The organism is Variovorax sp. SRS16 (assembly GCF_901827165.1).
Taxonomy (GTDB): Bacteria; Pseudomonadota; Gammaproteobacteria; order Burkholderiales; family Burkholderiaceae_C; genus Variovorax.
In genome coordinates this window covers 2,091,118-2,113,064 of record NZ_LR594666.1, presented here as the reverse complement: position 1 = coordinate 2,113,064, position 21,947 = coordinate 2,091,118, and the positions used below count along the sequence as shown (strand labels likewise).

General features: G+C 68.6%; 21 protein-coding genes and 2 riboswitches. Of the genes, 15 read left to right on the top strand and 6 right to left on the bottom strand.

Going from position 1 to position 21,947, the window contains the following annotated elements; all coding sequences use genetic code 11:
• Positions 1-53: 53 nt before the first annotated feature.
• Positions 54-836, bottom strand: a complete 783-nt coding sequence (locus tag E5P2_RS10255) for an SDR family oxidoreductase (protein ID WP_162566983.1) — start codon at positions 834-836, stop codon at positions 54-56.
• 120 nt (positions 837-956) lie between these two features.
• Here E5P2_RS10255 and E5P2_RS10250 point away from each other — a divergent pair, with 120 nt between their 5' ends.
• From E5P2_RS10250 to gcvP, 5 genes are all read left to right on the top strand, one after another.
• Positions 957-2,651: an electron transfer flavoprotein-ubiquinone oxidoreductase gene (locus tag E5P2_RS10250; RefSeq protein WP_162566982.1), complete on the top strand. Its 1,695-nt coding sequence runs from the start codon at positions 957-959 to the stop codon at positions 2,649-2,651.
• Positions 2,652-2,857: 206 nt separating this feature from the next.
• On the top strand, positions 2,858-3,355 hold the full coding sequence (locus E5P2_RS10245) for a hypothetical protein (protein WP_174262654.1): 498 nt from the start codon (positions 2,858-2,860) through the stop codon (positions 3,353-3,355).
• Between the two features lie 38 nt (positions 3,356-3,393).
• A riboswitch (glycine riboswitch) is annotated at positions 3,394-3,492 on the top strand.
• 17 nt (positions 3,493-3,509) lie between these two features.
• Positions 3,510-3,622: riboswitch (glycine riboswitch) on the top strand.
• Positions 3,623-3,668: 46 nt separating this feature from the next.
• Positions 3,669-4,838: a glycine cleavage system aminomethyltransferase GcvT gene (gcvT, locus tag E5P2_RS10240; RefSeq protein WP_162566980.1), complete on the top strand. Its 1,170-nt coding sequence runs from the start codon at positions 3,669-3,671 to the stop codon at positions 4,836-4,838.
• A 55-nt stretch (positions 4,839-4,893) separates the two neighbouring features.
• Positions 4,894-5,268, top strand: coding sequence for a glycine cleavage system protein GcvH (gene gcvH, locus E5P2_RS10235; protein ID WP_162566979.1), 375 nt, complete (start codon positions 4,894-4,896; stop codon positions 5,266-5,268).
• A 37-nt stretch (positions 5,269-5,305) separates the two neighbouring features.
• Positions 5,306-8,215, top strand: a complete 2,910-nt coding sequence (gene gcvP, locus E5P2_RS10230; RefSeq protein ID WP_162566978.1) for an aminomethyl-transferring glycine dehydrogenase — start codon at positions 5,306-5,308, stop codon at positions 8,213-8,215.
• Positions 8,216-8,249: 34 nt separating this feature from the next.
• On the opposite strand, the gene E5P2_RS10225 is transcribed toward gcvP, so the two are convergent.
• Positions 8,250-9,098 carry an isocitrate lyase/PEP mutase family protein gene (locus E5P2_RS10225; protein ID WP_162566977.1) on the bottom strand — a complete coding sequence of 283 codons (849 nt, stop codon included), beginning with the start codon at positions 9,096-9,098 and terminating at the stop codon, positions 8,250-8,252.
• 38 nt (positions 9,099-9,136) lie between these two features.
• A complete protein-coding gene (locus E5P2_RS10220) occupies positions 9,137-9,577 on the bottom strand; it encodes a MarR family transcriptional regulator (protein WP_197908482.1) in 441 nt (146 codons plus the stop codon).
• 190 nt (positions 9,578-9,767) lie between these two features.
• On the opposite strand from E5P2_RS10220, the gene E5P2_RS10215 reads away from it, so the two are divergent.
• The 8 genes from E5P2_RS10215 (at position 9,768) to E5P2_RS10180 (ending at position 17,224) form a co-directional block, all read left to right on the top strand.
• The gene (locus E5P2_RS10215; RefSeq protein WP_162566975.1) at positions 9,768-11,111 is read left to right on the top strand and encodes a substrate-binding protein; all 1,344 of its coding nucleotides are present in this window, start codon (positions 9,768-9,770) and stop codon (positions 11,109-11,111) included.
• Positions 11,112-11,161: 50 nt separating this feature from the next.
• Positions 11,162-12,028 carry a branched-chain amino acid ABC transporter permease gene (locus tag E5P2_RS10210; protein ID WP_232080645.1) on the top strand — a complete coding sequence of 289 codons (867 nt, stop codon included), beginning with the start codon at positions 11,162-11,164 and terminating at the stop codon, positions 12,026-12,028.
• Entirely contained in the window at positions 12,025-13,878 is a 1,854-nt protein-coding gene (locus E5P2_RS10205; protein WP_162566973.1) for a branched-chain amino acid ABC transporter ATP-binding protein/permease, read from the top strand. The genes E5P2_RS10210 and E5P2_RS10205 overlap by 4 nt, the downstream gene beginning before the upstream one ends.
• The gene (locus E5P2_RS10200) at positions 13,865-14,569 is read left to right on the top strand and encodes an ABC transporter ATP-binding protein (protein WP_162566972.1); all 705 of its coding nucleotides are present in this window, start codon (positions 13,865-13,867) and stop codon (positions 14,567-14,569) included. The genes E5P2_RS10205 and E5P2_RS10200 overlap by 14 nt, the downstream gene beginning before the upstream one ends.
• Positions 14,570-14,586: 17 nt before the next feature.
• On the top strand, positions 14,587-14,880 hold the full coding sequence (locus E5P2_RS10195) for a DUF1330 domain-containing protein (RefSeq protein ID WP_162566971.1): 294 nt from the start codon (positions 14,587-14,589) through the stop codon (positions 14,878-14,880).
• Positions 14,881-15,024: 144 nt separating this feature from the next.
• Positions 15,025-15,462, top strand: a complete 438-nt coding sequence (locus E5P2_RS10190) for a YciI family protein (RefSeq protein WP_162566970.1) — start codon at positions 15,025-15,027, stop codon at positions 15,460-15,462.
• A 43-nt stretch (positions 15,463-15,505) separates the two neighbouring features.
• Entirely contained in the window at positions 15,506-15,913 is a 408-nt protein-coding gene (locus E5P2_RS10185; protein WP_162566969.1) for a YciI family protein, read from the top strand.
• Between the two features lie 9 nt (positions 15,914-15,922).
• Positions 15,923-17,224: an RNA polymerase sigma factor gene (locus E5P2_RS10180; RefSeq protein WP_232080644.1), complete on the top strand. Its 1,302-nt coding sequence runs from the start codon at positions 15,923-15,925 to the stop codon at positions 17,222-17,224.
• 10 nt (positions 17,225-17,234) lie between these two features.
• Here the strand turns inward: E5P2_RS10180 and E5P2_RS10175 are convergent, their stop codons facing one another.
• The gene (locus E5P2_RS10175) at positions 17,235-18,119 is read right to left on the bottom strand and encodes a DUF3014 domain-containing protein (protein ID WP_162566968.1); all 885 of its coding nucleotides are present in this window, start codon (positions 18,117-18,119) and stop codon (positions 17,235-17,237) included.
• A gap of 141 nt (positions 18,120-18,260) precedes the next feature.
• Between E5P2_RS10175 and E5P2_RS10170 the strand changes: the two genes are divergently transcribed.
• Together E5P2_RS10170 and E5P2_RS10165 are read left to right on the top strand one after the other, a co-directional pair.
• Positions 18,261-19,103, top strand: a complete 843-nt coding sequence (locus E5P2_RS10170) for a gallate dioxygenase (RefSeq protein ID WP_162566967.1) — start codon at positions 18,261-18,263, stop codon at positions 19,101-19,103.
• Positions 19,100-19,459 (top strand): protocatechuate 3,4-dioxygenase, encoded by a 360-nt coding sequence (locus tag E5P2_RS10165; RefSeq protein WP_174262653.1) that lies wholly within the window; start codon positions 19,100-19,102, stop codon positions 19,457-19,459. Before E5P2_RS10170 ends, E5P2_RS10165 begins: the two co-directional genes overlap by 4 nt.
• Positions 19,460-19,492: 33 nt before the next feature.
• Here the strand turns inward: E5P2_RS10165 and E5P2_RS10160 are convergent, their stop codons facing one another.
• Together E5P2_RS10160 and E5P2_RS10155 are read right to left on the bottom strand one after the other, a co-directional pair.
• Positions 19,493-20,983, bottom strand: a complete 1,491-nt coding sequence (locus E5P2_RS10160; protein WP_162566966.1) for a carboxylesterase/lipase family protein — start codon at positions 20,981-20,983, stop codon at positions 19,493-19,495.
• Between the two features lie 56 nt (positions 20,984-21,039).
• Positions 21,040-21,903 carry an IclR family transcriptional regulator gene (locus E5P2_RS10155; protein WP_162566965.1) on the bottom strand — a complete coding sequence of 288 codons (864 nt, stop codon included), beginning with the start codon at positions 21,901-21,903 and terminating at the stop codon, positions 21,040-21,042.
• Positions 21,904-21,947 lie beyond the last annotated feature (44 nt).

Sequence of the window (21,947 nt, the reverse complement as noted above, 5' to 3'; positions counted from 1 at the left end):
CCACAGCGCGCCCGCAGCCAGGCCGGCCGCGATGCCGCCGGCCGCGCGTGGCGTCAAAGGGCGAAGCCGTCGTCGGCCGCGATCACCGCGCCGTTGACGAAATGACTTTGCGCGCTGGCCAGCAGCACGATCAGCCCATCGAGATCATCCGGTTTGCCCACGCGCTTGCGCGGCAGCATGTTGACGAGCTTGACGCCGCCGTCGGTGACCCAGTGCTCCTCGTTGATCTCGGTCGCGATGTAGCCCGGGCACAGCGCGTTCACGTTGATGCCGAAGCGGCCCCACTCGAGCGCCATCGCCTTCGTCATCTGCACGACCGCGGCCTTGCTCATGCAGTAGACGCCGATCTGCGGCATCACCTTGAGCGCTGCCACCGAGGCGATGTTGATGATGCGCCCACCGATGTAGGTGCCGGGCGCCGCGCCCTTGGCGCGCGCGAGCATTCGCTTGCCGATCTCCTGCGCCACGAAGAAGGAGCCCTTGACGTTGGCGTCGAAGATGAAGTCGTAGTCGTCGGGCGTCACGTCCTGCAGGCGCTGCGTGGTGCTCACGCCCGAGTTGTTGATCAGGATGTCGATCGGGCCGACCTCGGTTTCGGCGCGCGCGACGGCGGCCTTGATGCTGCCCTGGTCCGTCACGTCGAGCTCGACCACGTGCGCGTCGCCGCCCTCGCCCTCGATGCGGGCGCGCAGCTCCTTGAGTTTCTCGATGCGGCGGCTGGCCAGCACCACCGCCGCGCCGGCGCGCGCCAGCGTCTTGGCGAACTGCGCGCCGAGACCGCTCGACGCGCCGGTGATGAAGGCCACGCGGCCGGAAAGATCGATGCTGTAAGCCATGAAAGATGTCCCTGCTGGAGTCGCCGGCGGGGCGGCCCGGAACACGCGCGAGCGCCGCATAAAATGATTCGGCCCGACGCGGTGCCTCGCACCCCCAAAAACATTATCGACGAGACCCAGATGACGCACGACGAAATACTTGCCAAGTTCGGCCCGAGGGAAGCCATGGAATACGACGTGGTCGTGGTCGGTGCCGGCCCCGCCGGCCTCTCGACCGCGATCCACCTGAAGCAACTGGCCGCATCCCACGGCAAGGAGATCTCGGTCGTCGTGCTCGAGAAGGGCTCGGAGCCCGGCGCGCACATCCTCTCCGGCGCCATCATGGATCCACGCGCGCTGTTCGAACTGCTGCCCGATTGGGAAGAACTCGGCGCGCCGCTCAACCAGCCCGTCACCCGGGACACCTTCCTCATGCTCAGCGAGAAGGGCGCGACGCGCACGCCCAACTTCATGCTGCCGCACAACTTCCACAACGAAGGCAACTACATCGTCAGCCTCGGCAATGTGGTGCGCTGGCTGGCGCAGCAGGCCGAGGCGCTCGGCGTCGAGATCTTCCCGGGCTTTCCGGCGGCCGAGGTGCTCTACACCGACGACGGCAAGGTGCGCGGCGTCGCCACCGGCAATCTGGGCATCGGCAAGGACGGCGAGCCGACCGACAACCTCCAGCTCGGCATGGAACTGCATGCCAAGTACACCGTGTTCGCCGAGGGCGCGCGCGGCCATCTCGGGCGCCAGCTGATCGCGAAGTACAAGCTGGACGAGGGCAAGGATCCGCAGAGCTACGGCATCGGCATCAAGGAGCTGTGGGAGATCGATCCCGCGCGCCACGAGCCGGGCCTGGCCATCCACACCGCGGGCTGGCCGCTGCCGTCGGACACCTATGGCGGCTCCTTCGTCTACCACGCCGAGAACAACCAGCTGATCATCGGCTACGTGGTCGGGCTCGACTACCAGAACCCCTACATGAGCCCCTTCGAGGAGTTCCAGCGCTTCAAGACGCATCCCAACATCCGCTGGTATTTCGAAGGCCAGGACAAGGGCCTCAAGGCGCCCAAGCGCCTGAGCTACGGCGCACGCGCGATCACCGCCGGCGGCCTGCTCTCGCTGCCCAAGACGGTGTTCCCCGGCGGCGCGCTGGTCGGCTGCGAGGCCGGCTACCTGAACGCGAGCCGCATCAAGGGCAGCCATGCCGCCATCAAGACCGGCATGCTGGTGGCCGACGCGGCCTACGAGGCCGTGATGGCCGGCCGGCAGCACGACGAACTCACGGCCTACCCCGCGGCCTTCGAGAAGAGCTGGCTGCGCACCGAACTCAACAAGGCACGCAACTTCAAGCAGTGGTTCAAGAAGGGCCTGGCGGTCGGCACGGTGATGACCGGCATCGAGCAGTTCGTGCTGCGTGGCCACATCCCGTGGACGATTCACCGCACCGAGGCCGATCACCAGCGCCTCAAGCGGGCATCGGCCGGCAAGAAGATCGCCTACCCGAAACCGGACAACAAGCTCACCTTCGACCGGCTGTCGTCGGTCTTCGTGAGCAACACCAACCACGAAGAGAACCAGCCCGCGCACCTGACGCTCAAGGACGCGACGGTGCCGACCCGGATCAACCTGCCCGACTACGCCGGCCCCGAGAGCCGCTACTGTCCCGCCGGGGTGTACGAGTTCGTGCCGGATGAAGGCGGCAAGGAGCGCCTGCAGATCAATGCGCAGAACTGCGTGCATTGCAAGACCTGCGACATCAAGGATCCGACGCAGAACATCGTGTGGGTGACGCCCGAGGGCGGCGGCGGGCCGAACTACGTCGGCATGTGACGGGTCTTTCTCCCTCCTCCTCTGGGGGAGGGTTGGGGTGGGGGCACCGGGCCTTTGAACTGTGCGTTGCGCGTGACGTGAAGCCGGAGCCGGGAATTCGCCCCGGCCGACAGCCTCAACAGAAATCGCACCCTTCGAATCACCCATTCACAAAGCCGTCACACCCACCCCCGATGCTGCAAGGCTCGCCCGCAAGCCAGCATCCCATGTTCCTCATCAAGACCGACAAGGCCCATCAAGAACTCCAGCCCGGCCGCCGGACCCTCGGCCAGCGTGAGCGCGCCCTGCTGCTGATGGCCAACGGCCATCGCTCGGTGACCGACTTCGGCGAGCTCTTCGGCGGCCGCGAGCAGGCCAGCCGGGTCGCGGCCCAGTTGATGGACACCGGCTATCTGCAGCACCGCCAGCCGCCCCCGCAGCCCGAACCCGCCGCGGCCGTCGCCGCCGATGTCTTCGACGGCAAGCGGTCGCTCGCCACCACGCGGATGTTCCTGTTCGACCTCTGCGAGCGCATGTTCGTGCGGCGCGACCCGCTGCTGGCCGAACGCTTCCGCGAGGCCTTGCGCGCAGCGCGCGACCGCGAATCGATGCTGGCGACGGCCAACGCCATGCTCGAGGCGATCGAGCAGGCCGCCGGCGCCGAGCGCGCCGAATCGATCCGCGAGCGCATCGACAAGCTGCTGCCCGCCCTGCCCCTGCATTGAACCGATCGGCGGCGCCGGGCGCCACCGATCCCTTACACTCACCAGGGTCAGGAGAGAGCCCCGCCCCGCGGAGCCGCCGAAGGCGCAGGTCCCACCGATCCACGGGCCCGAACGCTCAGGCAAAAGGACTGACGAAGCGCCGATCTTTTTCGCGCGTTTCCTTGCTGGAGAGAGCCGGCCCGCCGCGCAAGCGCAGGGCCGTCCACCGAAGGAGCAAACCCCGATCGTGGGGCGAATCTCTCAGGTAAAGCGGACAGCAGGGGTGGCCCATGGCGCGCGCCATGGAACGAGACTGCCCCTTTTGGAGAGTGCCTTGGCCTCCTCATCCGCATCCGGTGACGATCCTCAGAAGACACCGCTGTACGACCTGCACGTGGAACTCGGCGCACGCATGGTGCCCTTCGCCGGCTATTCGATGCCGGTGCAGTACCCGGCCGGCCTGATGGCCGAGCACAAGCACACGCGCAGTGCCGCCGGCCTGTTCGACATCTCGCACATGGGCCAGCTCCGGCTGGTCGGCCCCGACGCCGCGGCCGCGTTCGAAACCCTGATGCCGGTCGACGTCGTCGGCCTGGCGGCCGGCCGGCAGCGCTACGGCCTGCTGCTGAACGACGACGGCGGCATCCTCGACGACCTGATGTTCTTCAACGAAGGCAAGGATTCGCTCTTCGTGATCGTCAACGGCGCCTGCAAGAAGGCCGACATCGCCCACATCACCGCGAAGATCGGCGCACGCTGCCAGGTGCAACCCCTGCCCGACCACGCCCTGCTGGCGCTGCAGGGGCCACAGGCTGCGGCGACGCTGGCGCGGCTGTCGCCCGGGATCGAGCGCTTCGTCTTCATGACCGGCGGTGCGGTGCAGATCGGCGGCATCGCCGCCTTCGTCACGCGCAGCGGCTACACCGGCGAGGACGGCTTCGAGATCTCGGTCGCCGCGCAGGACGCCGAGGCGCTGGCCCGCCTGCTGCTCGCGCAGGCCGAGGTCAAGCCCGTCGGCCTGGGCGCACGCAATTCGCTGCGGCTCGAAGCGGGGCTGTGCCTCTACGGCAACGACATCGACGAGACGACCACGCCGGTCGAGGCCTCGCTCGGGTGGGCGATGCAGAAGGTGCGCCGCGCCGGCGGCGCGCGCGAAGGCGGCTTTCCCGGCGCCGCGAAGGTGCTGGCACAACTCGTCGCCGCCAGCGGCACGGCCGGCCACCTCGACCACCACACGCTCAAGCGCAAGCGCGTCGGCCTGGTGGCGCTGGAGCGCGTGCCGGTGCGCGACGGCACGCTGCTCGAATCCTTCGAAGGCCAGCCGATCGGCCACGTGACCAGCGGCCTGCTCGGCCCCACGGTCGACCGGCCGGTCGCGATGGCCTATGTGGCGCTCGCCTACGCCGAACCCGGCACACGCATCCAGGCCATGGTGCGCGGCAAGGCGGTGCCGATGGAAGTCAGCACCATGCCCTTCGTGCCCGCCCACTACTTCAGAGGCTGAGCCTCGACCCGATTCCTTCCATTCAAGCGGCCCATTTTTTCCAGGAGATTCCTTCATGACCATCAAGTACACCAAGGACCACGAATGGGTCCAGCCCGGGGACGGCAACACCGCCACGGTCGGCATCACGCTGCATGCGCAGGATGCGCTCGGCGACGTGGTCTTCGTCGACCTGCCCCCGATCGGCAAGACCTTCGCGCAGGGCGAGATCGCCGGCGTGGTCGAGTCGGTCAAGGCCGCGGCCGACGTGTTCATGCCCGTGTCGGGCGAGATCACCGAAGTCAACGAGGCGCTGCGCGCCGACCCTTCGCTGGCCAACAGCGACCCGACCGGCGCCGGCTGGTTCTTCAAGGTGCGCCTCGGCGAGCCGGCGCAGCTCGACGCGCTGCTCGACGCCACGGCCTATCAGAAATTCGCCGACGAAGCCTGATTCGACCCTTCCCTGCCCGACCGCACGACTGCCCTCCATGCCGACGCCCGTCCAGACCTCCCTACCCTCGCTGCGCTATCTCGAGAACGCCGAGGAATTCATCGCCCGCCACATCGGCATCGAAGCCGCCGACGAGGCACCCATGCTGTCCGCCATCGGCTCGAAGTCGCGCGCCGAACTGATCGACGGCATCGTGCCGCCGGCCATCCGCCGCCGCGCGCCGATGCGTCTGCCGGCGCCGGCGACGGAGGCCGACGCGCTGGCCGAGCTCAAGGCCATCGCGGTCAGGAACAAGGTGGCGCGCAGCTTCATCGGCCAGGGCTACTACGGCACCCACACGCCCGGCGTGATCCTGCGCAACGTGCTGGAGAACCCGGCCTGGTACACCGCCTACACGCCCTACCAGGCCGAGATCTCGCAGGGCCGCATGGAGGCGCTGCTCAACTTCCAGACCATGGTCTGCGACCTCACGGGCATGGCGATCGCCAACGCCTCGATGCTCGACGAGGCCACCGCGGCGGCCGAGGCGATGACGCTGGCGCGGCGCAGCGTCAAGAGCAAGAGCAACGTGTTCCTGGTGTCGGGCGACTGCCATCCGCAGACCATCGAGGTGATCCGCACGCGCGCCGTGCCGCTCGGCATCGAGGTCCGGGTCAGCACGGTGTCGGAAACCCTGCCGCACCTGATGGCCAGCGGCGCCTTCTTCGGCGTGCTGGCGCAGTACCCCGCCACCACCGGCCAGGTGCATGACCTGCGTCCGCTGGCCGGCCATGCGCACCAGTGCGAGGCCGCCTTCTGCGTCGCGGCCGACCTGCTGGCGCTCACGCTGCTGGCGCCGCCCGGCGAATGGGATGCCGACATCGTCTGCGGCACCACGCAGCGCTTCGGCATGCCGATGTGCAACGGCGGCCCGCATGCGGCCTACCTGGCCTGCCGCGACGCGTTCAAGCGCTCGCTGCCCGGCCGCCTGGTGGGCGTGAGCGTCGACACGCACGGCCAGCCCGCCTACCGGCTCGCGCTGCAGACGCGCGAGCAGCACATCCGGCGCGAGAAGGCCACCTCCAACATCTGCACGGCACAGGTGCTGCCCGCGGTGGTGGCCAGCATGTATGCGGTCTACCACGGGCCCGATGGGCTGCGCCGCATCGCGCAGCGCGTGGCCGCGCTCACCGCCGTGCTGGCGACCGGCATCGAGCAGATGGGCCGCGAACTGGTCAACGGCAGCGCCTTCGACACCCTCACCGTCAAGACCGGCGACGACGCGCCGAAGATCCTCGAGCGCGCGCACGCCGCCAGCATCAACCTGCGCCAGGGGCTGCAGCACCACCTGGGCATCTCGCTCGACGAGACCACCACGCGCGCCGACATCGAGACGCTGTGGGCGCTCTTCGTGCCGACGGGCACGCCGATGCCGCGCTTCGACGAACTCGCGGGCGCGGTCGCCTCGCGCATTCCCGAAGACCTGCGCCGCACCAGCGCCTTCCTCGTGCATCCGGTGTTCAACACCCACAAGAGCGAGACCGCGATGCTGCGCTACATCCGCAGTCTGAGCGACAAGGACCTCGCGCTCGACCGCAGCATGATCCCGCTCGGCAGCTGCACGATGAAGCTCAACGCGACCAGCGAGATGATCCCGATCACCTGGCCCGAGTTCGCCAACATCCATCCCTTCGCGCCGGCCGAGCAATTGCAGGGCTATGCGCAGCTCGACGCCCAGCTGCGCGCCTGGCTCTGCGAGGCGACCGGCTACGCAGGCATCAGCCTGCAGCCCAACGCCGGCTCGCAGGGCGAATACGCCGGCCTGCTGGCGATCAAGGCCTTCCATGCGGCGCAGGGGGACAGCCATCGCGACATCTGCCTGATCCCCTCGTCCGCCCACGGCACCAACCCGGCCAGCGCGCAGATGGCCGGCATGCAGGTGATCGTGACCGCGTGCGACGCGCAAGGCAACGTCGACATGGACGACCTGCAGCGCGCCTGCGAGAAGCACGCCGACAGGCTGGCCGCGGTGATGATCACCTACCCCAGCACGCACGGCGTGTTCGAGACACGCGTGAAGGAACTCTGCGAGCTCGTGCATGCGCACGGCGGCCGCGTCTACGTGGACGGCGCCAACATGAACGCGCTGGTCGGCGTGGCCGCGCCCGGCGAGTTCGGCGGCGACGTGAGCCACCTGAACCTGCACAAGACCTTCTGCATTCCGCACGGCGGCGGCGGGCCGGGCGTGGGCCCGGTGTGCGTGGTCGAAGACCTCGTGCCTTATCTGCCCGGGCATGCGACCGGCGGCATCTCGTCGCACGGCGTCGGTGCCGTTTCAGCGGCGCCGCTGGGCAACGCAGCCGTGCTGCCGATCAGCTGGATGTACTGCCGCATGATGGGCGCGAGCGGCCTGCAGGCCGCGACCGAGACCGCGATCCTGAGCGCCAACTACATCAGCGCGCGCCTCAAGGAGCACTACCCCACGCTCTATGCGAGCCCCAACGGCCACGTGGCGCACGAATGCATCCTCGACCTGCGCCCGCTCAAGGACACCAGCGGCGTGACGGCCGAGGACGTGGCCAAGCGGCTGATCGACTACGGCTTCCATGCGCCGACGCTGAGCTTCCCGGTGCCGGGCACGCTGATGGTCGAGCCGACCGAGAGCGAGCCGCTGGCTGAACTCGACCGCTTCATCGACGCGATGATCGCGATCCGCGGCGAGATTCGCCGCATCGAGGAAGGCGTCTGGCCGAAGGACGACAACCCGCTCAAGCACGCGCCGCACACCGCGGCCAGCCTGCTGGGCAGCGAATGGACGCGGCCCTATTCACGCGAGCTCGGCGCCTTTCCGCTGGCCAGCCTCAAGGCAGGCAAGTACTGGCCGCCGATCGGCCGCGTCGACAACGTCTACGGCGACCGCAACCTGTTCTGCAGCTGCGTGCCGATCGGCGCCTACCCGACGAACTGAAGCCGGGCCGCGCGGCGAACCGCGCTTCGGCGCGCTATTCGCGCCGGGCCAGATCGTCGCGGAAGAAGGCGTTGAGTTCGCCGCCGGGCGCGGCATCGGCAAAACCGTCGAAGCGGCCTTCGTCGGCGATGAGCCGGGCCGCGCGAATGAAACCGCCCCAGGCCGCGCGCGCCAGCGCGCCGCCGACACTCACGCGCCGCACGCCCAGTTCGGCGATGTCCTTCATCGTCAGATCGCTGCTCCAGCCGACGAGCAGGTTGAAGGGCTTGGGCGCGACCGCGGCGACGACGGCGGCGATCTGCTCTCGCGTGCGGATGCCAGGCGCATAGAGGCAGTCGGCGCCGGCCTGCGCATAGGCCTGCAGCCGCGCGATCGCCTCGTCGAGGTCGGGCCGGCCGTGCAGGAAGCCCTCGGCGCGCCCGACCAGCAGCGTGTCGCCGCCGGCCTTGTCGATGGCGCCGCGCGCCGCGCGAATCCGTGCGACGGCCTCGTCGATGGCGTAGAGCGGCGCGGCCGCGTCGCCCGTCGCGTCCTCGATCGACAGGCCGGCCACGCCGGTCTCCACCGCCAGCCGCACGCTCTGCGCGACGCCGGCCGGATCGTGCGCGAAGCCGCTCTCGAAATCGGCGTTCATCGGCAGATCGGTCGCGGCGACGAGCGTGCGCAGGTGCTCGAGCACCATGTCCCGCGGCGCCGCGCCATCGGCGCGCCCCTGCGACCAGCCGAAGCCCGAGCTGGTGGTCGCCAGCGCCTTGAAGCCCATGCCCTGCAGGAAGCGCGCGCTGCCGATGTCCCAGGGGTTGGGGATGACGAAGCAGCCGCTGTCGTGCAGTTGCCGGAAGGTGCGCCGCTTGTCGGCGACGCCGGGTCTGGTTTCGGCCATGGTGGCTCCTGGAAAAAAGATTGCGGATGCGCCTGCCGCTAGGCGGCCGGCTTGCGGCCGCGGCGTGGCGGCTCGCGCCATTCTGTCTCGTCCACGGTGCGCGCGAAATGGCGGAAATAGCGCCCGAACTCCGGCGCGACACGATGCAACTCGCGGCGATGCTGGATCGCCAACTGATTGAGCACCATCTTGCCGCGCTCGGTGAGTTCCACCCGCACGCTGCGGCGATCGTCTTCGCACGAGCGTCGCACGACCAGGCCCAGCTGCTCGATGCGGTCGACCAGGCCGACGGCGCTGTTGTGCTTGATGTTCAGCTTCTGCGCGAGCACCTTCAGCGTGAACGGCACGGCGCCCTCGTCGCCCAGGGTGACGAGCAGCGCCTGGTATTGCTGCGAGGTCAGGCCGAGCTCGCCCGACACCTGCTCGCTGAAAAACTCGAACTGCCGCAACGCCACCCGGAAAGCGGCCAGCCGGCGCAACTCCGCTTCACGCACTTGAATCACCTCCTGTCGGTTCGATCAGGTTCCTGCGCATGCAAATTCGTTCGCTCATTAGGTGTTTTCACTCAAGGCGAGTCCATTGACGTTGTATCGTGACGCGATGTAAATTAAATAAGATGTCGTAGCACGATATATCGAGCCTCAGCCACTGTCTACAAGGAGAGTCCTCATGAGCGAGTCCGAAGATGCAAACGGCGCCAGCAGTATCCACCGAAGGGGGATCCTGAAGGCAGGGGCCGCGGCGGCAGCCGGTGCGCTGCTTCCCGGCATGGCGATGGCCGACGACTATCCGGCACTGGCCAACTACCCCGCAGGCGTGGCCGGCGACAGCGTGTTCGTCGGCCTGCCGGTCGACCTCACCGGCCCGTATTCGGCCGAGGGCGCGGACGAGCAGCGCGGCTACGAGCTCGCGGCAGAACAGCTCAACGCCGGCCATCCGAACGTGCTCAAGATCTCCCCGCTCACCAAGAAGGGCGTGCTCGGCAAGAAGATCGTGCTCGGCGTGGCCGATGCCGAGACCAAGCCCAACACCGCGGTGCAGGCGGCCACCCGCTTCATCCACGAGAACAAGGCGATGATGATCAGCGGCAGCGTCAGCAGCGCCGTCGCCATCGCACTGCAGAAGGTGTGCGACCGCGAGAAGACCATCTACCTCGCGGCCATCAGCGGCTCCAACGAAACCACCGGCGTCGACTGCCAGCGCTACGGCTTTCGCCTCTGCCATTACGCCTACTCCGCGGCCAAGGCGATCTCGCCGGTGCTCGGCCAGTCGCTCGGCAAGAACCGCAAGGCGGTGTACCTCGTGCCCGACTACACCTACGGCCACACCACGCACGACTCGATGGTCGAGTTCACCGCCAAGGAAGGCTGGAAAGAGGTCGGCCAGCAGGTCCATCCGCTGGGCGCCAAGGACTACAGCTCCTACCTCATCAACATCGCCAACAGCGGCGCCGACACGCTGGTCGTGATCGACTACGGCCTCGACGCGGTCAACTCCATCAAGCAGGCCAAGCAGTTCGGCATCCTCGACAAGATGAAGCTGGTCATTCCGTACATGGCGCCCTTCCTCGGCGAGGAGCTCGGCGCCGACATCATGCAGGGCGTCTACGGCTGCATGGGCTTCTGGTGGACGCTGCAGGACAAGTACCCGATCGCGAAGGACTTCGTCTCGGCCTTCGAGGCCAAGTACAAGGACAAGCCGCACGACTCAGCCTACATCGCCTACCTCAACACCGTGCTGTGGGCCGACGCCGTCGAGCGCGCCAAGACCTTCTACGCGCCCGAGGTGATCAAGGCCTACGAGAAGGGCGTCAAGCGCCAGGGCCCGGTGGGCGAGGTCTGGTTCCGCGGCGACGATCACCAGGGCATCGTCAACTTCCCGATCGTGCGCGGCAAGAAGCCGGCCGACATGAAGGACAAGAACGACTTCTTCGACATCGTCACCGTGGTGAACGGCGCCGATGTGGTGGCGCCGGTGGGATTGCTCGGCTGCAAGCTCGGTTCGTACACCTGATCCGCCCTCCCGCAACCGTCCGTTCCTGAAGGGAGTGCTGGATGCCCAGCATGCCGCTTGTCCTATCGCAGCTGTTCAATGGCCTGGCTGCGGGCCTGCTGCTGGCATTGATCAGCACCGGGCTGACCATCATCTATGGCACCCTGGGCGTCATCAACTTCGCCCACGGTGCCATCTTCGTGGTGGGCGCCTACGCAGGGCTGATGACCTTCAACGCCACCGGCTCGTTCATCCTCGCGATCGTGGTCGGCTCGGCCGTCACGCTGGTCCTGGGGCTCGTCATCGAGCGCGGCATCGTGCGCCTGTTCTACGGACGGCCGCCGGAAGACCAGCTGCTGGTCACCTTCGGCATCGGCATCGTGCTGGTGGAGATCGTGCGCTCCATCTTCGGCGGCATCGGCCTCACGATGCCCGAGCCGGCCTGGGGCCATGGCATCGTCAACATGGGCTTCCTGATCTATCCGCTCTACCGCATGGAGATCCTCGGCATCTCGGCGCTGACGCTGGTGGCGCTCTACATCGTGCTGTACCGCACCCGCCTCGGCCTGATCGTGCGCGCCGGCATCGAGGACGCGCTGATGGTCAACATGCTCGGCGTCAACGTGCAGCGCTCCTTCCTGATGGTGTTCGGCCTCGGCGCGATGGCGGCGGGCTATGCCGGCGTCATCAACTCGCCGATCGTCTCGCTGTCGCCGGACATGGGCGCGCGCATCCTGGTCGATTCCTTCGTGGTGGTCGTGATCGGCGGCGTCGGCTCCTTTCCTGGCGCGATCATCGGCGGCATCATCGCCGGCGAGATCCAGAGCCTGACCTCGATGTTCGATCCGGCCTACTCCGACGTGATGCTGTTCGCGGTGATGGCGCTGGTGCTGATCTTCCGGCCGCAAGGTCTGATGGGGCAGGAGGGACGCGAATGAGCCGCGGCATCCCGACTCCGCCCCTGCGCAGCCGCCTCGGGCCGGAGATCGCAGTGGCGATCGGGCTGGTCATCGCGCCTTTCATCCTGCCCCATCTCGGCATCGGCGCCGACCTGATGGGCCGCATCCTGATCTGGGGCCTGTTCGGCATCGGCTTCGACCTGCTGTTCGGCTACGCGGGGCTGCTGTCCTTCGGGCAGGCCGCGTTCTACGGCGTCGGCGGCTTCGTGACCGCCTACCTGCTGACCGACAACGTCGTGCCCCACATGCTGGTGGCGCTGCTGATCGGCACCGTCGCCGCCGGCATCGCGGGCCTGGTCATCGGCTACCTGACGCTGCGCCGCACCGGCATCTATTTCGCGATGAGCACACTGGCCTTCGCCGAGATGTTCTTCTTCATCGAGAACGGGCCGCTGCGCGCCTGGACGGGCGGTGAGAACGGCGTCGCCGGCATCCCGCCGCCGGCCGTGTCGATCGGCTCGCTCACGCTGAACATCACGAGCGGCTGGCCGATGTACACCTTCCTCGCGATCTTCTTCTTCGTCGGCTACCTCATCGCGCGCCGCATCGTGCACTCGCCCTTCGGCGCGGTGCTGACGGCGATCCGCGGCAACCCGCTGCGCGCCACCGCGCTCGGCCACTCGATCCAGCACTACAAGCTCGCGGTGTTCGTCATCGCGGCGCTCTACGGCGGCGTGGCCGGCGGCCTGCTCGGCGTGTTCCAGAGCTTCATGCCGCCCGACGCCTTCATGCTGGACACCTCGGCGCAGCTGGTGATCCAGACGGTGATCGGTGGTGCCGGCACCCTGCTCGGCCCGCTGCTCGGCGCGACCATCTGGCTCTACCTGTACGAAGGCCTGCAGCACATCCCGAGCATCGGCGCCTACTGGAAGCTGGTGCTGGGCGTGGTCTTCGTGGTGCTGATCACGCTGTTCCGCCATGGCGTCGGCGGCGTCCTCGTGGCCGCGCTCAAGCGCCGCACCGGCACGGCCGAGAACATGCTCGCGCCCGAGGCCGCGCAGGCCGCAGCGACCTCGAACGCGCCCTCGCTCGCCATCGTGGCACCGGCCGCGGCGGCCGCCGGCACGCCGGTGCTCGAGACCCGCGGCGTCACCAAGGCCTATGGCGGCCTGACGGCCGTCAGCGACGTGAGCTTCACGCTGGCCGAAGGCGAGATCCGCGGCGTGATCGGGCCGAACGGCGCCGGCAAGTCGACCTTCTTCAAGATGCTGGCCGGCGAGGTGCAGCCGACCCGCGGCCAGGTGTTCATGCGCGGCGCCGAGATCACCGGCATCGGCGTGACCGCGGTGTGCCAGCGCGGCATGAGCAAGAGCTACCAGATCAATCAGCTGTTCGAGACGCTCACCGTGCGCGAGAACATGGTGATCGCGGTGCTCGCCCGCGCACGCGGGCGCTTCCGGCTCGACATGCTGCGCCGGCTGTTCAGGGTGCAGGGCCTGGGCGACCAGGTCGAGGCGGCGATCGGCCTGGTCGGCCTCGCGGGCTCGGCCGCGACGCGCGTGTCCGAGCTGTCCTATGGCGAGAAGCGACGCCTCGAGATCGGGCTGGCGCTGGCCACCGGCGCCAACGTGCTGCTGTTCGACGAACCGCTCGCCGGCCTCGGCCCGGAAGAGCGCGTGCACATCGTCGCGCTGCTCAAGTCGATCCGCCAAGGTCGCACGATGGTGATCGTGGAGCACGACATGGACGCGCTGTTCGAGCTGGCCGAACGCATCACGGTGCTGTACGAAGGCCGCAAGCTCGCGGAAGGCACGCCCGCCGAGATCCAGCGCGATCCGGCCGTGCAGACCGCCTATCTCGGAGGGCTCGAAGAGCATGAGTCTGCTTGAGATCGACAAGCTCAACAGCTTCTACGGCGACTCGCACATCCTGTTCGATGTGTCGATGCGGGTGGAGGCCAACGAGGTCGTCGCGCTGCTCGGGCGCAATGGCGCGGGCAAGAGCACGACGCTGAAATCGCTGATGGGCGTGGTGCAGGCCAAATCCGGCACCATCCGGCTCGACGGCCGCGACGTGACCGGCACGGCGCCCTACAAGCTGGCGCGCGCCGGCATCCAGCTGGTGCCCGAGGAGCGCCGCATCTTCGGCAGCCTGACGGTGCACGAGAACCTCGTGCTCGCCGCCATGACGGCCGACAAGCCGCTGTCCTTCGATGCGGTCTACCAGACCTTCCCGCGCCTGGACGAGCGCCGGCGCAACCGCGGCAAGCAGCTGTCGGGCGGCGAGCAGCAGATGCTGGCGATCGCGCGCGCGATGATCCGCGACCCGCGCATCATCCTGCTGGACGAGCCTTTCGAGGGCCTGGCGCCGCTGATCGTGCGCGACCTGATGCGGGTCTGCAGGGGCCTTGCGGAACGCGGCCACACCATCGTCATCGTCGAGCAGAACGTGCATGCGGCGCTGTCGCTCGCGCACCGCTGCTATGTGGTGAACAATGGCCATATCGTCTACGACGGCACGCCCGAGCATCTGCGCACCGAGCGCGATCTGGTCGAAAAATACCTGGGTGTGAAAACCTGAAGCCCGGAGCACCCGCCATGACGCCCACCGCCGCCTGCGTGATCGGACACATCACCGTCAAGGATGCCGCCAGGTGGGCGCAGTACGTGGCCAGCGTGCCGGGCACGCTGGCCGACTGGCAGGCCGAGCTGGTGTTCCGCGGCCAATGCCGCGAGGTGCTCGGCGGCACGCACGGCCACACCGACACCGTGGTGCTGCGCTTCCCGAGCGTCGAGGCGGCCGAGGGCTGGTTCCGCTCGCCGGCCTACCAGGCGCTGATCCCGCTGCGCCACCAGGCCGCGGACGTCGACCTGATCCTCTGCGCGGCCTGAAGCCGGCGGGCAAACAAATATTTACACACCGGCGCGTCGCGGCGTGTCGATCTCGCCGACGCTCGCACGACGTTCATTCAGAGCCCAGCCTCGTTTCCGGTCGCACCGACCGAAGGGCGGGTTCGCGTTTCAAGGAGCGATGCGATGCGATTCATGGTGATCGTCAAGGCCAACAAGGACTCGGAAGCCGGCGTGATGCCCAGCCAGGACATGCTGACCGAGATGGGCAAGTACAACGAGGAGCTGGTCAAAGCCGGCATCGTGCTCGGCATGGAAGGCCTGCATGCGAGCTCGAAGGGCGCGCGCATGCGCTTCGACGGCAAGCAGCGCACGGTGACCGACGGCCCGTTCAGCGAGACCAAGGAGCTGATCGCCGGCTTCTGGCTGTGGCAGGTGCGCTCGAAGGAGGAAGCGCTCGAATGGCTCAGGCGCGCGCCTTTCGACGGCGGCACCGAGATCGAGCTGCGCCAGGTCTTCGAGGCCGAGGACTTCGGCGCCGAGTTCACGCCCGAGCTGCGCGAACAGGAAGAGCGGCAGCTCGCGCAGATGGCGGCCACGAAAGCGTCGGGCGAGCGCCGTTGATACGGAACAATAGCCTCTTCAATCCGAGCAAGGAGTGACCGACATGCGATTCATGATGCTGATGATCCCCAAGGGCTACGAGAGCGCGACGCCCGGCACCATGCCCGATGCCAAGGCCGTCGAGGCAATGATGAAATACAACGAGTCCCTCAAGCAGGCCGGCGTGCTGCTCGCGCTCGACGGCCTGCATCCGCCGTCGATGGGTGCGCGCGTGAGCTTTTCCGGCGGCAAGCCGAAGGTGACCGACGGCCCCTTCGCCGAGGCCAAGGAAGTGCTCGGCGGCTACTGGATGATCGACGTCGCCTCGAAGGCGGAGGCGATCGCCTGGGCCTCGCGCTGCCCCGGCTCGGAGAACGAGACCATCGAGGTGCGCCAGGTGCAGGAGTTCTCCGACTTCCCGCCCGACGTGCAGAAGGCCGCCGAGGGCTTCGACGACCTGAAGAAGCGCTGAGACCAACGCGTGCCCACCGACGCCGAGATCCACCGCAGCATCAACGCCGTCTGGCGCATCGAATCCGCCCGGATCATCGGTGCGCTGGCGCGCATGCTGCGCGATGTCGGCACGGCCGAGGAACTGGCGCAGGACGCGCTGGTCGCGGCGCTGGAGCAATGGCCGCGCGACGGTGTTCCCGACAATCCCGCGGCCTGGCTCACGGCCACCGCCAAGCACCGCGCGATCGACCTGCTGCGCAAGCGCACGCTGCATGCGAGCAAGGAAGAGGAGCTCGGCCGCGAATTCGATGCGCAGCACGCGATGGCCGCGGCGGACTTCGCCGAGGCGGTCGATGCCGCGCTCGACGACGAGGTCGGCGACGACCTGCTGCGCCTGGTGTTCACCGCCTGCCATCCGGTGCTGTCGCCCGAGGCGCGCGTGGCGCTGACCCTGCGCCTGCTCGGCGGCCTGAGCACCGACGAGATCGCGCGCTCCTTCCTCGTGCCGGAGCCGACCATCGCGCAGCGCATCGTGCGCGCCAAGCGCACGCTGGCCGCTGCGCGCGTGCCCTTCGAGGCGCCGCGCGCCGACGAACTGGCGGCACGCCTGTCGTCCGTGCTGGAGGTTGTCTACCTGGTGTTCAACGAAGGCTACTCGGCCACCGCCGGCGACGACTGGATGCGGCCCGCGCTGTGCGACGAGGCGCTGCGCCTCGGGCGCATCCTGGCCGAGCTCGTGCCGGACGAGCCCGAGGTCCATGGGCTGGTCGGGCTGATGGAGATCCAGGCCTCGCGCGCATCGGCGCGCGTCGATGCGGACGGCGAGCCGATCCTCCTGCTCGAACAGAACCGCAGCCGCTGGGACCAGCTGCTGATCCGCCGCGGATTCGCCGCACTGGCGCGGGCCGAGAAGCTCGGCGGCGCGCTCGGGCCGTACGCGCTGCAGGGCGCGATCGCTGCCTGCCATGCGCGCGCCCGCACGCCCGAACAGACCGACTGGAACCGCATCGCCGCGCTCTACGACGCGCTGGCCCAGCGCATGCCCTCGCCCATCGTCGAGCTCAACCGTGCCGTCGCGCTGTCGATGGCCTTCGGCCCGGCCGTCGGTCTCGAACGGGTCGATGCGCTGCAGTCCGAGCCGCAGCTCCAGGGCTATCACCTGCTGCCGAGCGTGCGCGGCGATCTGCTCGCCAAACTCGGCCGCCACGGCGAGGCCTGCGAAGAGTTCCAGCGCGCGGCCTCGCTCACGCGCAATGCGCGCGAGCGCAAGCTGCTGCTGATGCGCGCGCTGGCCTGCGCCGGCGGCGCCGCGGCCGACGCGCAGGACTGAAGGGCCCGCCCTACTTCTTCGCCATCGCGCCGGTCGCGATCTGGCGGCGCAGCTCCGTCAGCTTCGTCTTCATGCGCCGCTCGTTGACCGGCCCCATGCGCACCATCATCTTCTGCCCGGCCGACAGCGCCTGCAGCTGCGGATCGGCGAATTCGTAGCGCACCCAGGGCCGATCGGGCGCCTGGTCGCCCTTGACCTCGGTCAACGTGACGCGGACCGGCCCCGAAGGCTCGGGCGCCTGCAGCAGATGGTCGAGCACCGCCACCAGCCGGTCGTTGAAGTAGCGCCCCGGATAGCCCAGCTCCTCGTAGGCCTGCTGGAACAGCGGATAGAGCCGCGCATAGACCGCCACCGCGCGCGCCGTATCGACCGACTCGGCGAACAGCACGAAGGGCGTGTAGCGGCTGCCGTTGTCGGCGCTGATGGTCTGGTTGTCGCCCTCGCCCTGCACGGTGAAGCGCTGCGGCGCCGGGTTCAGCGGCCACACGCGGGCCGGCGCCTGCGCGCGCGGCAGGTTGTCCACGGTGGCGACGAAGCGGCGCACGAAGCCATCGAGCTGCAGGAAGGAGGCCACCGACTTCTTGCCGAGCAGATCGGTGAGCGCGTCGCCGACCTGTGCATCGGCATCGGCCAGCGCGGGCAAGGCGGCGTCGGGCGCGGCCAGCGCGTCGACGGGGTTCTGCGGACCCGACGCGACCGCGGCCGGTGCGGGCGCAGGCGGGTTGTCCGACGGCGGCGCGGATGCGGCCGGCGGCGGTGGCGGCGGTTCCACCTGCCGCTGCGACCAGTACCACCATCCGGCGCCGGCCGCGATCAGCACGAGCACGATGATGACGAAGGTCCAGGGCGAGGACTCGCGGCCCGGCCTGAATTCCGTGGGGTCCCGTTCGGACATGGGGCATGTTCCTTTCATCGGTTGGCAACGGTCATTGTCCATTGGATACCACTGCGTTTCGCCGCGCCGTAACGCCCTGTGACGCCCAGTGACTTCACATGCGCGGAATACAATTCCATTCTCATTTCCAGGAGCAGCGCGTTGGCACATATCATCGGCGGCATCGGTACCTCGCATGTGCCCACGATCGGCGTGACCTATGACAAGGGACGCCAGAACGAGCCGGCCTGGGCACCGCTGTTCGAAGGCTACAAGCCGGTGGCGAAGTGGCTCGCCGAACAGCGGCCCGACGTGCTGATCGTGTTCTACAACGACCACGCCAACAGCTTCTTCTTCGATTGCTATCCGACCTTCGCGATCGGCATCGGCGCACTGCACGCGCTGGCCGACGAAGGCGCCGGGCTGCGGCCGCTGCCGCCGATCCCGGGGCATTCCGATCTCGCGGTGCACCTGGCCGAATCGCTGGTCAACGACGAGTTCGACATGACGGTGTTCCAGGACCGTCCGCTCGACCACGGCTGCCATTCGCCGTTGCCGCTGCTGTGGCCGCATGCCGAGGGCTGGCCGGGTGCGATCGTCCCGATCCAGATCAACGTGCTCCAGTACCCGCTGCCGACCGCGCTGCGCTGCTACAAGCTGGGCCAGGCGGTGCGCCGCGCCGTGCAGTCGTACCCCGGCGACCTGCGCGTCGCGGTGGTCGGCACCGGCGGTCTCTCGCACCAGATCCATGGCGAGCGCACCGGCTTCAACAACACCGAGTGGGATCTGCGCTTCCTCGATCTGCTGGAGCACGAGCCCGAGGCACTCACGAAGCTCAGGCACGTGGACTACGTGCGCCTCGGCGGCGCCGAAGGGGCCGAAGTCATCATGTGGCTGGCGATGCGCGGCGCGCTCGCGCCGCGCATCCGCCAGCTGCACCGCAACTACTACCTGGCGACCACCACCGCGATGACGGTCACGCTCTACGAGGAGCTCGCCGCATGAACGCGCAGCTCGAAGGCATCGAGTCGATCACGGGCACCTACCCCTTCGATCTGAAGGCGAGCCTGCGCACGCTGCGCATCAACCGTTTCTTCTGGCACCTGGCGCGCGCCGAGCATCGCGAACTGTTCCTGCGCGACGAGGAAGAAGCGATGCGCCGCGAAGGCCTGAGCGAGGAGGAGAAGGCGCTGGTGCGCACGCGCGACTGGCTGGGCCTGGTGCGCTACGGCACCAACTTCTTCGTGCTCGAGAAATTCGCGCGCGTGGTGAAGATGAGCAACCTCGAGGTCTACGCCAAGATGCGCGGCGAGAGCTTCGAGGATTTCATGAAGACGCGGCGCGTGCCGGACGCGCGCTGAAGGGCGCGCGGCCTCATCGCCGCGCCGGCTTCTTCAGCGCCGGTCGAGGTAGCTGTCCAGGAATTCGAGCGGCGCGGCATGCCATGCCCGGCCGGTGCCGACGTGGTCGCCGAACTCGATGTGCGCATCCGCGTCCGGTGCATAGGCCGGCCATGCGGCCAGGCCCGGCGCATTGGGATCGCCGCTGCGCGCGAACGCGATCCAGGCCGAGCGCATGGCCTGCGAGACCGCCACGTCGGTCGCGTCGAAGGGCTCCGGCTGCGCGCTGCGCCCGGCCGCGAGATGGCCGAACACGTGCGCGACCTCGTCGCCATGGTGGGGACCGTCGAGCTGCCCGGGCCGCCGCCGCGTGAACACATAGCGCCAGGTGCGCGGCTCGCGCCGGCTCATGGTCTGCGCCAGCAGGCGCGCGCCGTAGTTGAACTGCGTGTCGGCGAAGATCCGCGCGATCGCCGCGCGGGCTTCGAAGTCGCTGCCTGCCGGATAGAGCGCCAGCGCTTCCTGCACGGCACCGCCGAAGTTGGCCTCGACCATGCGGCGATAGTCGTCCACCGTATCGATCGGCCAGCTGGCGGTGAGCAGCGTGCCCTCGTCGGCATTGGTGCCGACGATGAGCGGCATCGCGAGGATGCGGCCGGCCTTGAAGGCCGTGCGTTCGTCCTCGGGAATGAGCCAGCCGTCGCAGATCGGCCGCAGCACGCGCGGCGTGGTCAGGCCGCGCACCTTGGGCGAGCATTTCGCGGTCAGCGCGAAGACCTCGGCGGCGCTCAGGCGGCGCAGCGCATCGATGTCCTCGTCGAGACTGCGGCCGACACGTTCGGCATCGGCCTGCGTGGCCAGCGGACGCCCCGCGCCCGGGCTGTGCAGGATCGCCTGCTGGAACAGGCCCTGGGCCATCGGTGAACTCAGCAGCAGCGAGATCGACGCCGACCCGGCCGAGACGCCGAACACCGTCACGCGCCGCGGATCGCCGCCGAAGGCCGCGATGTTGTCGCGCACCCAGGCCAGCGCCTGCAGTTGGTCCAGCAAGCCGTAGTTGCCGGACACGCCCTGCCCCGACTCGCGGCTCAGCGCCGGATGTGCGAGGAAGCCGAACATGCCCGAGCGGTAGTTGAAGCTCACCACCACGACGCCCTCGCGCGCCATCTGCGTGCCCTCGCAGCGCGCATCGGCACCGCTGCCGCCGACGAAGCCGCCGCCGTGCACCCAGACCATCACGGGCAGCGAGCCCGGCGCGGCGCCGGCGGGCGACCAGACGTTGAGGTACAGGCAGTCCTCGCCCATCGAAGGCGCACGCGAGGCCGGCATCGGCGCCTGCGGAAAGTCGGGGCCGAACTCCAGCGCGGGGCGCACGCCGTCCCATGCGGCAGGCGCCTGCGGCGCGCGCCAGCGCAGCGCGCCGACCGGCGGCGCCGCATAGGGAATGCCCTTCCAGGCCCGCACGCCGGCCGTGCCGGAGACCCGGGCACCGGCCAACGTGCCGTCACGGGTTGCCACGATCAGATCGTCTTGTCGCTCGTTCATTTGAAACTTAATTCCATTCATCAACGACGTCGATGCCCGACGCGGGCACCCGGACTTCAGTGTCCGAGCGAAGGCCCGTGGCCGTGCGGCGCGTCGGCCAGCCGGCGACGGACTTCGGCCGCCAGCTCCAGCAGGCGTTTGCCGTTGCGCAGCATGGCGTCGGGCGTGTGGGTCTGCGAATGGCCCTGGCAGTTGAACGCCATGATGGTCTGGCCGTCGCCATGGATGAAGGGCACGGCCACCGAGTTGGTGGTCGACCGGAAGGTGCCGGCCGCGATGCAGAAGCCGCGCGTCTGCACCTGGCCGGCCGCGTCCTCGAGCTCGTCGTGGAGCTTCGGCCACTCACGCTTGTAGTGCTCGCGCAGCTCCACATAGAACTGCTCGCGCTGTTCGGGACGCATGCCGGCGATGCAGGCGCGGCCCATGCCGGTGCGCACCAGCGGCACGCGAAAACCGGCGCGCTGCAGGCGATTGGGATTGGCCTCGCCGAGCGCGTATTCGAGATAGAGCACGCTCATGCCCTCCTGCACGCCGAGGCCGACGTTGGTCTTCGACTTGAGGGCCAGTTCGACCATCAGCGGCCGCGCGACCGGCGGCACCACCTGCCCCGCCAGATAGGGATAGGCCAGCCCCACGACACCGGCCGCGAGTTCGTACTTGCCGAACTCGGGGCGATAGCGCAGGTAGCCCAGTTGCGTCAGCGTGAAGCTCAGGCGCGAGACGGTGGATTTGGGAAGCCCGGTCAGCTCCGCGATCTCGAGGTTGCCCAGGAGCTTGATGTCGACATGGAATGCGCGAAGGATGGCGAGGCCGCGGGCAAGCGCATTGTTGAAGCGCGGATCCTCATCCTCCGTCTTGATCTGGATGCCTTCGGAATAGTCCGGCTGGACGATCTTGTCTTTTCGACTGGGACGACCCAAGGCCCCTCTCCTTGTTCGGTGGCTGAACGGCGCTGCGAGCGCGG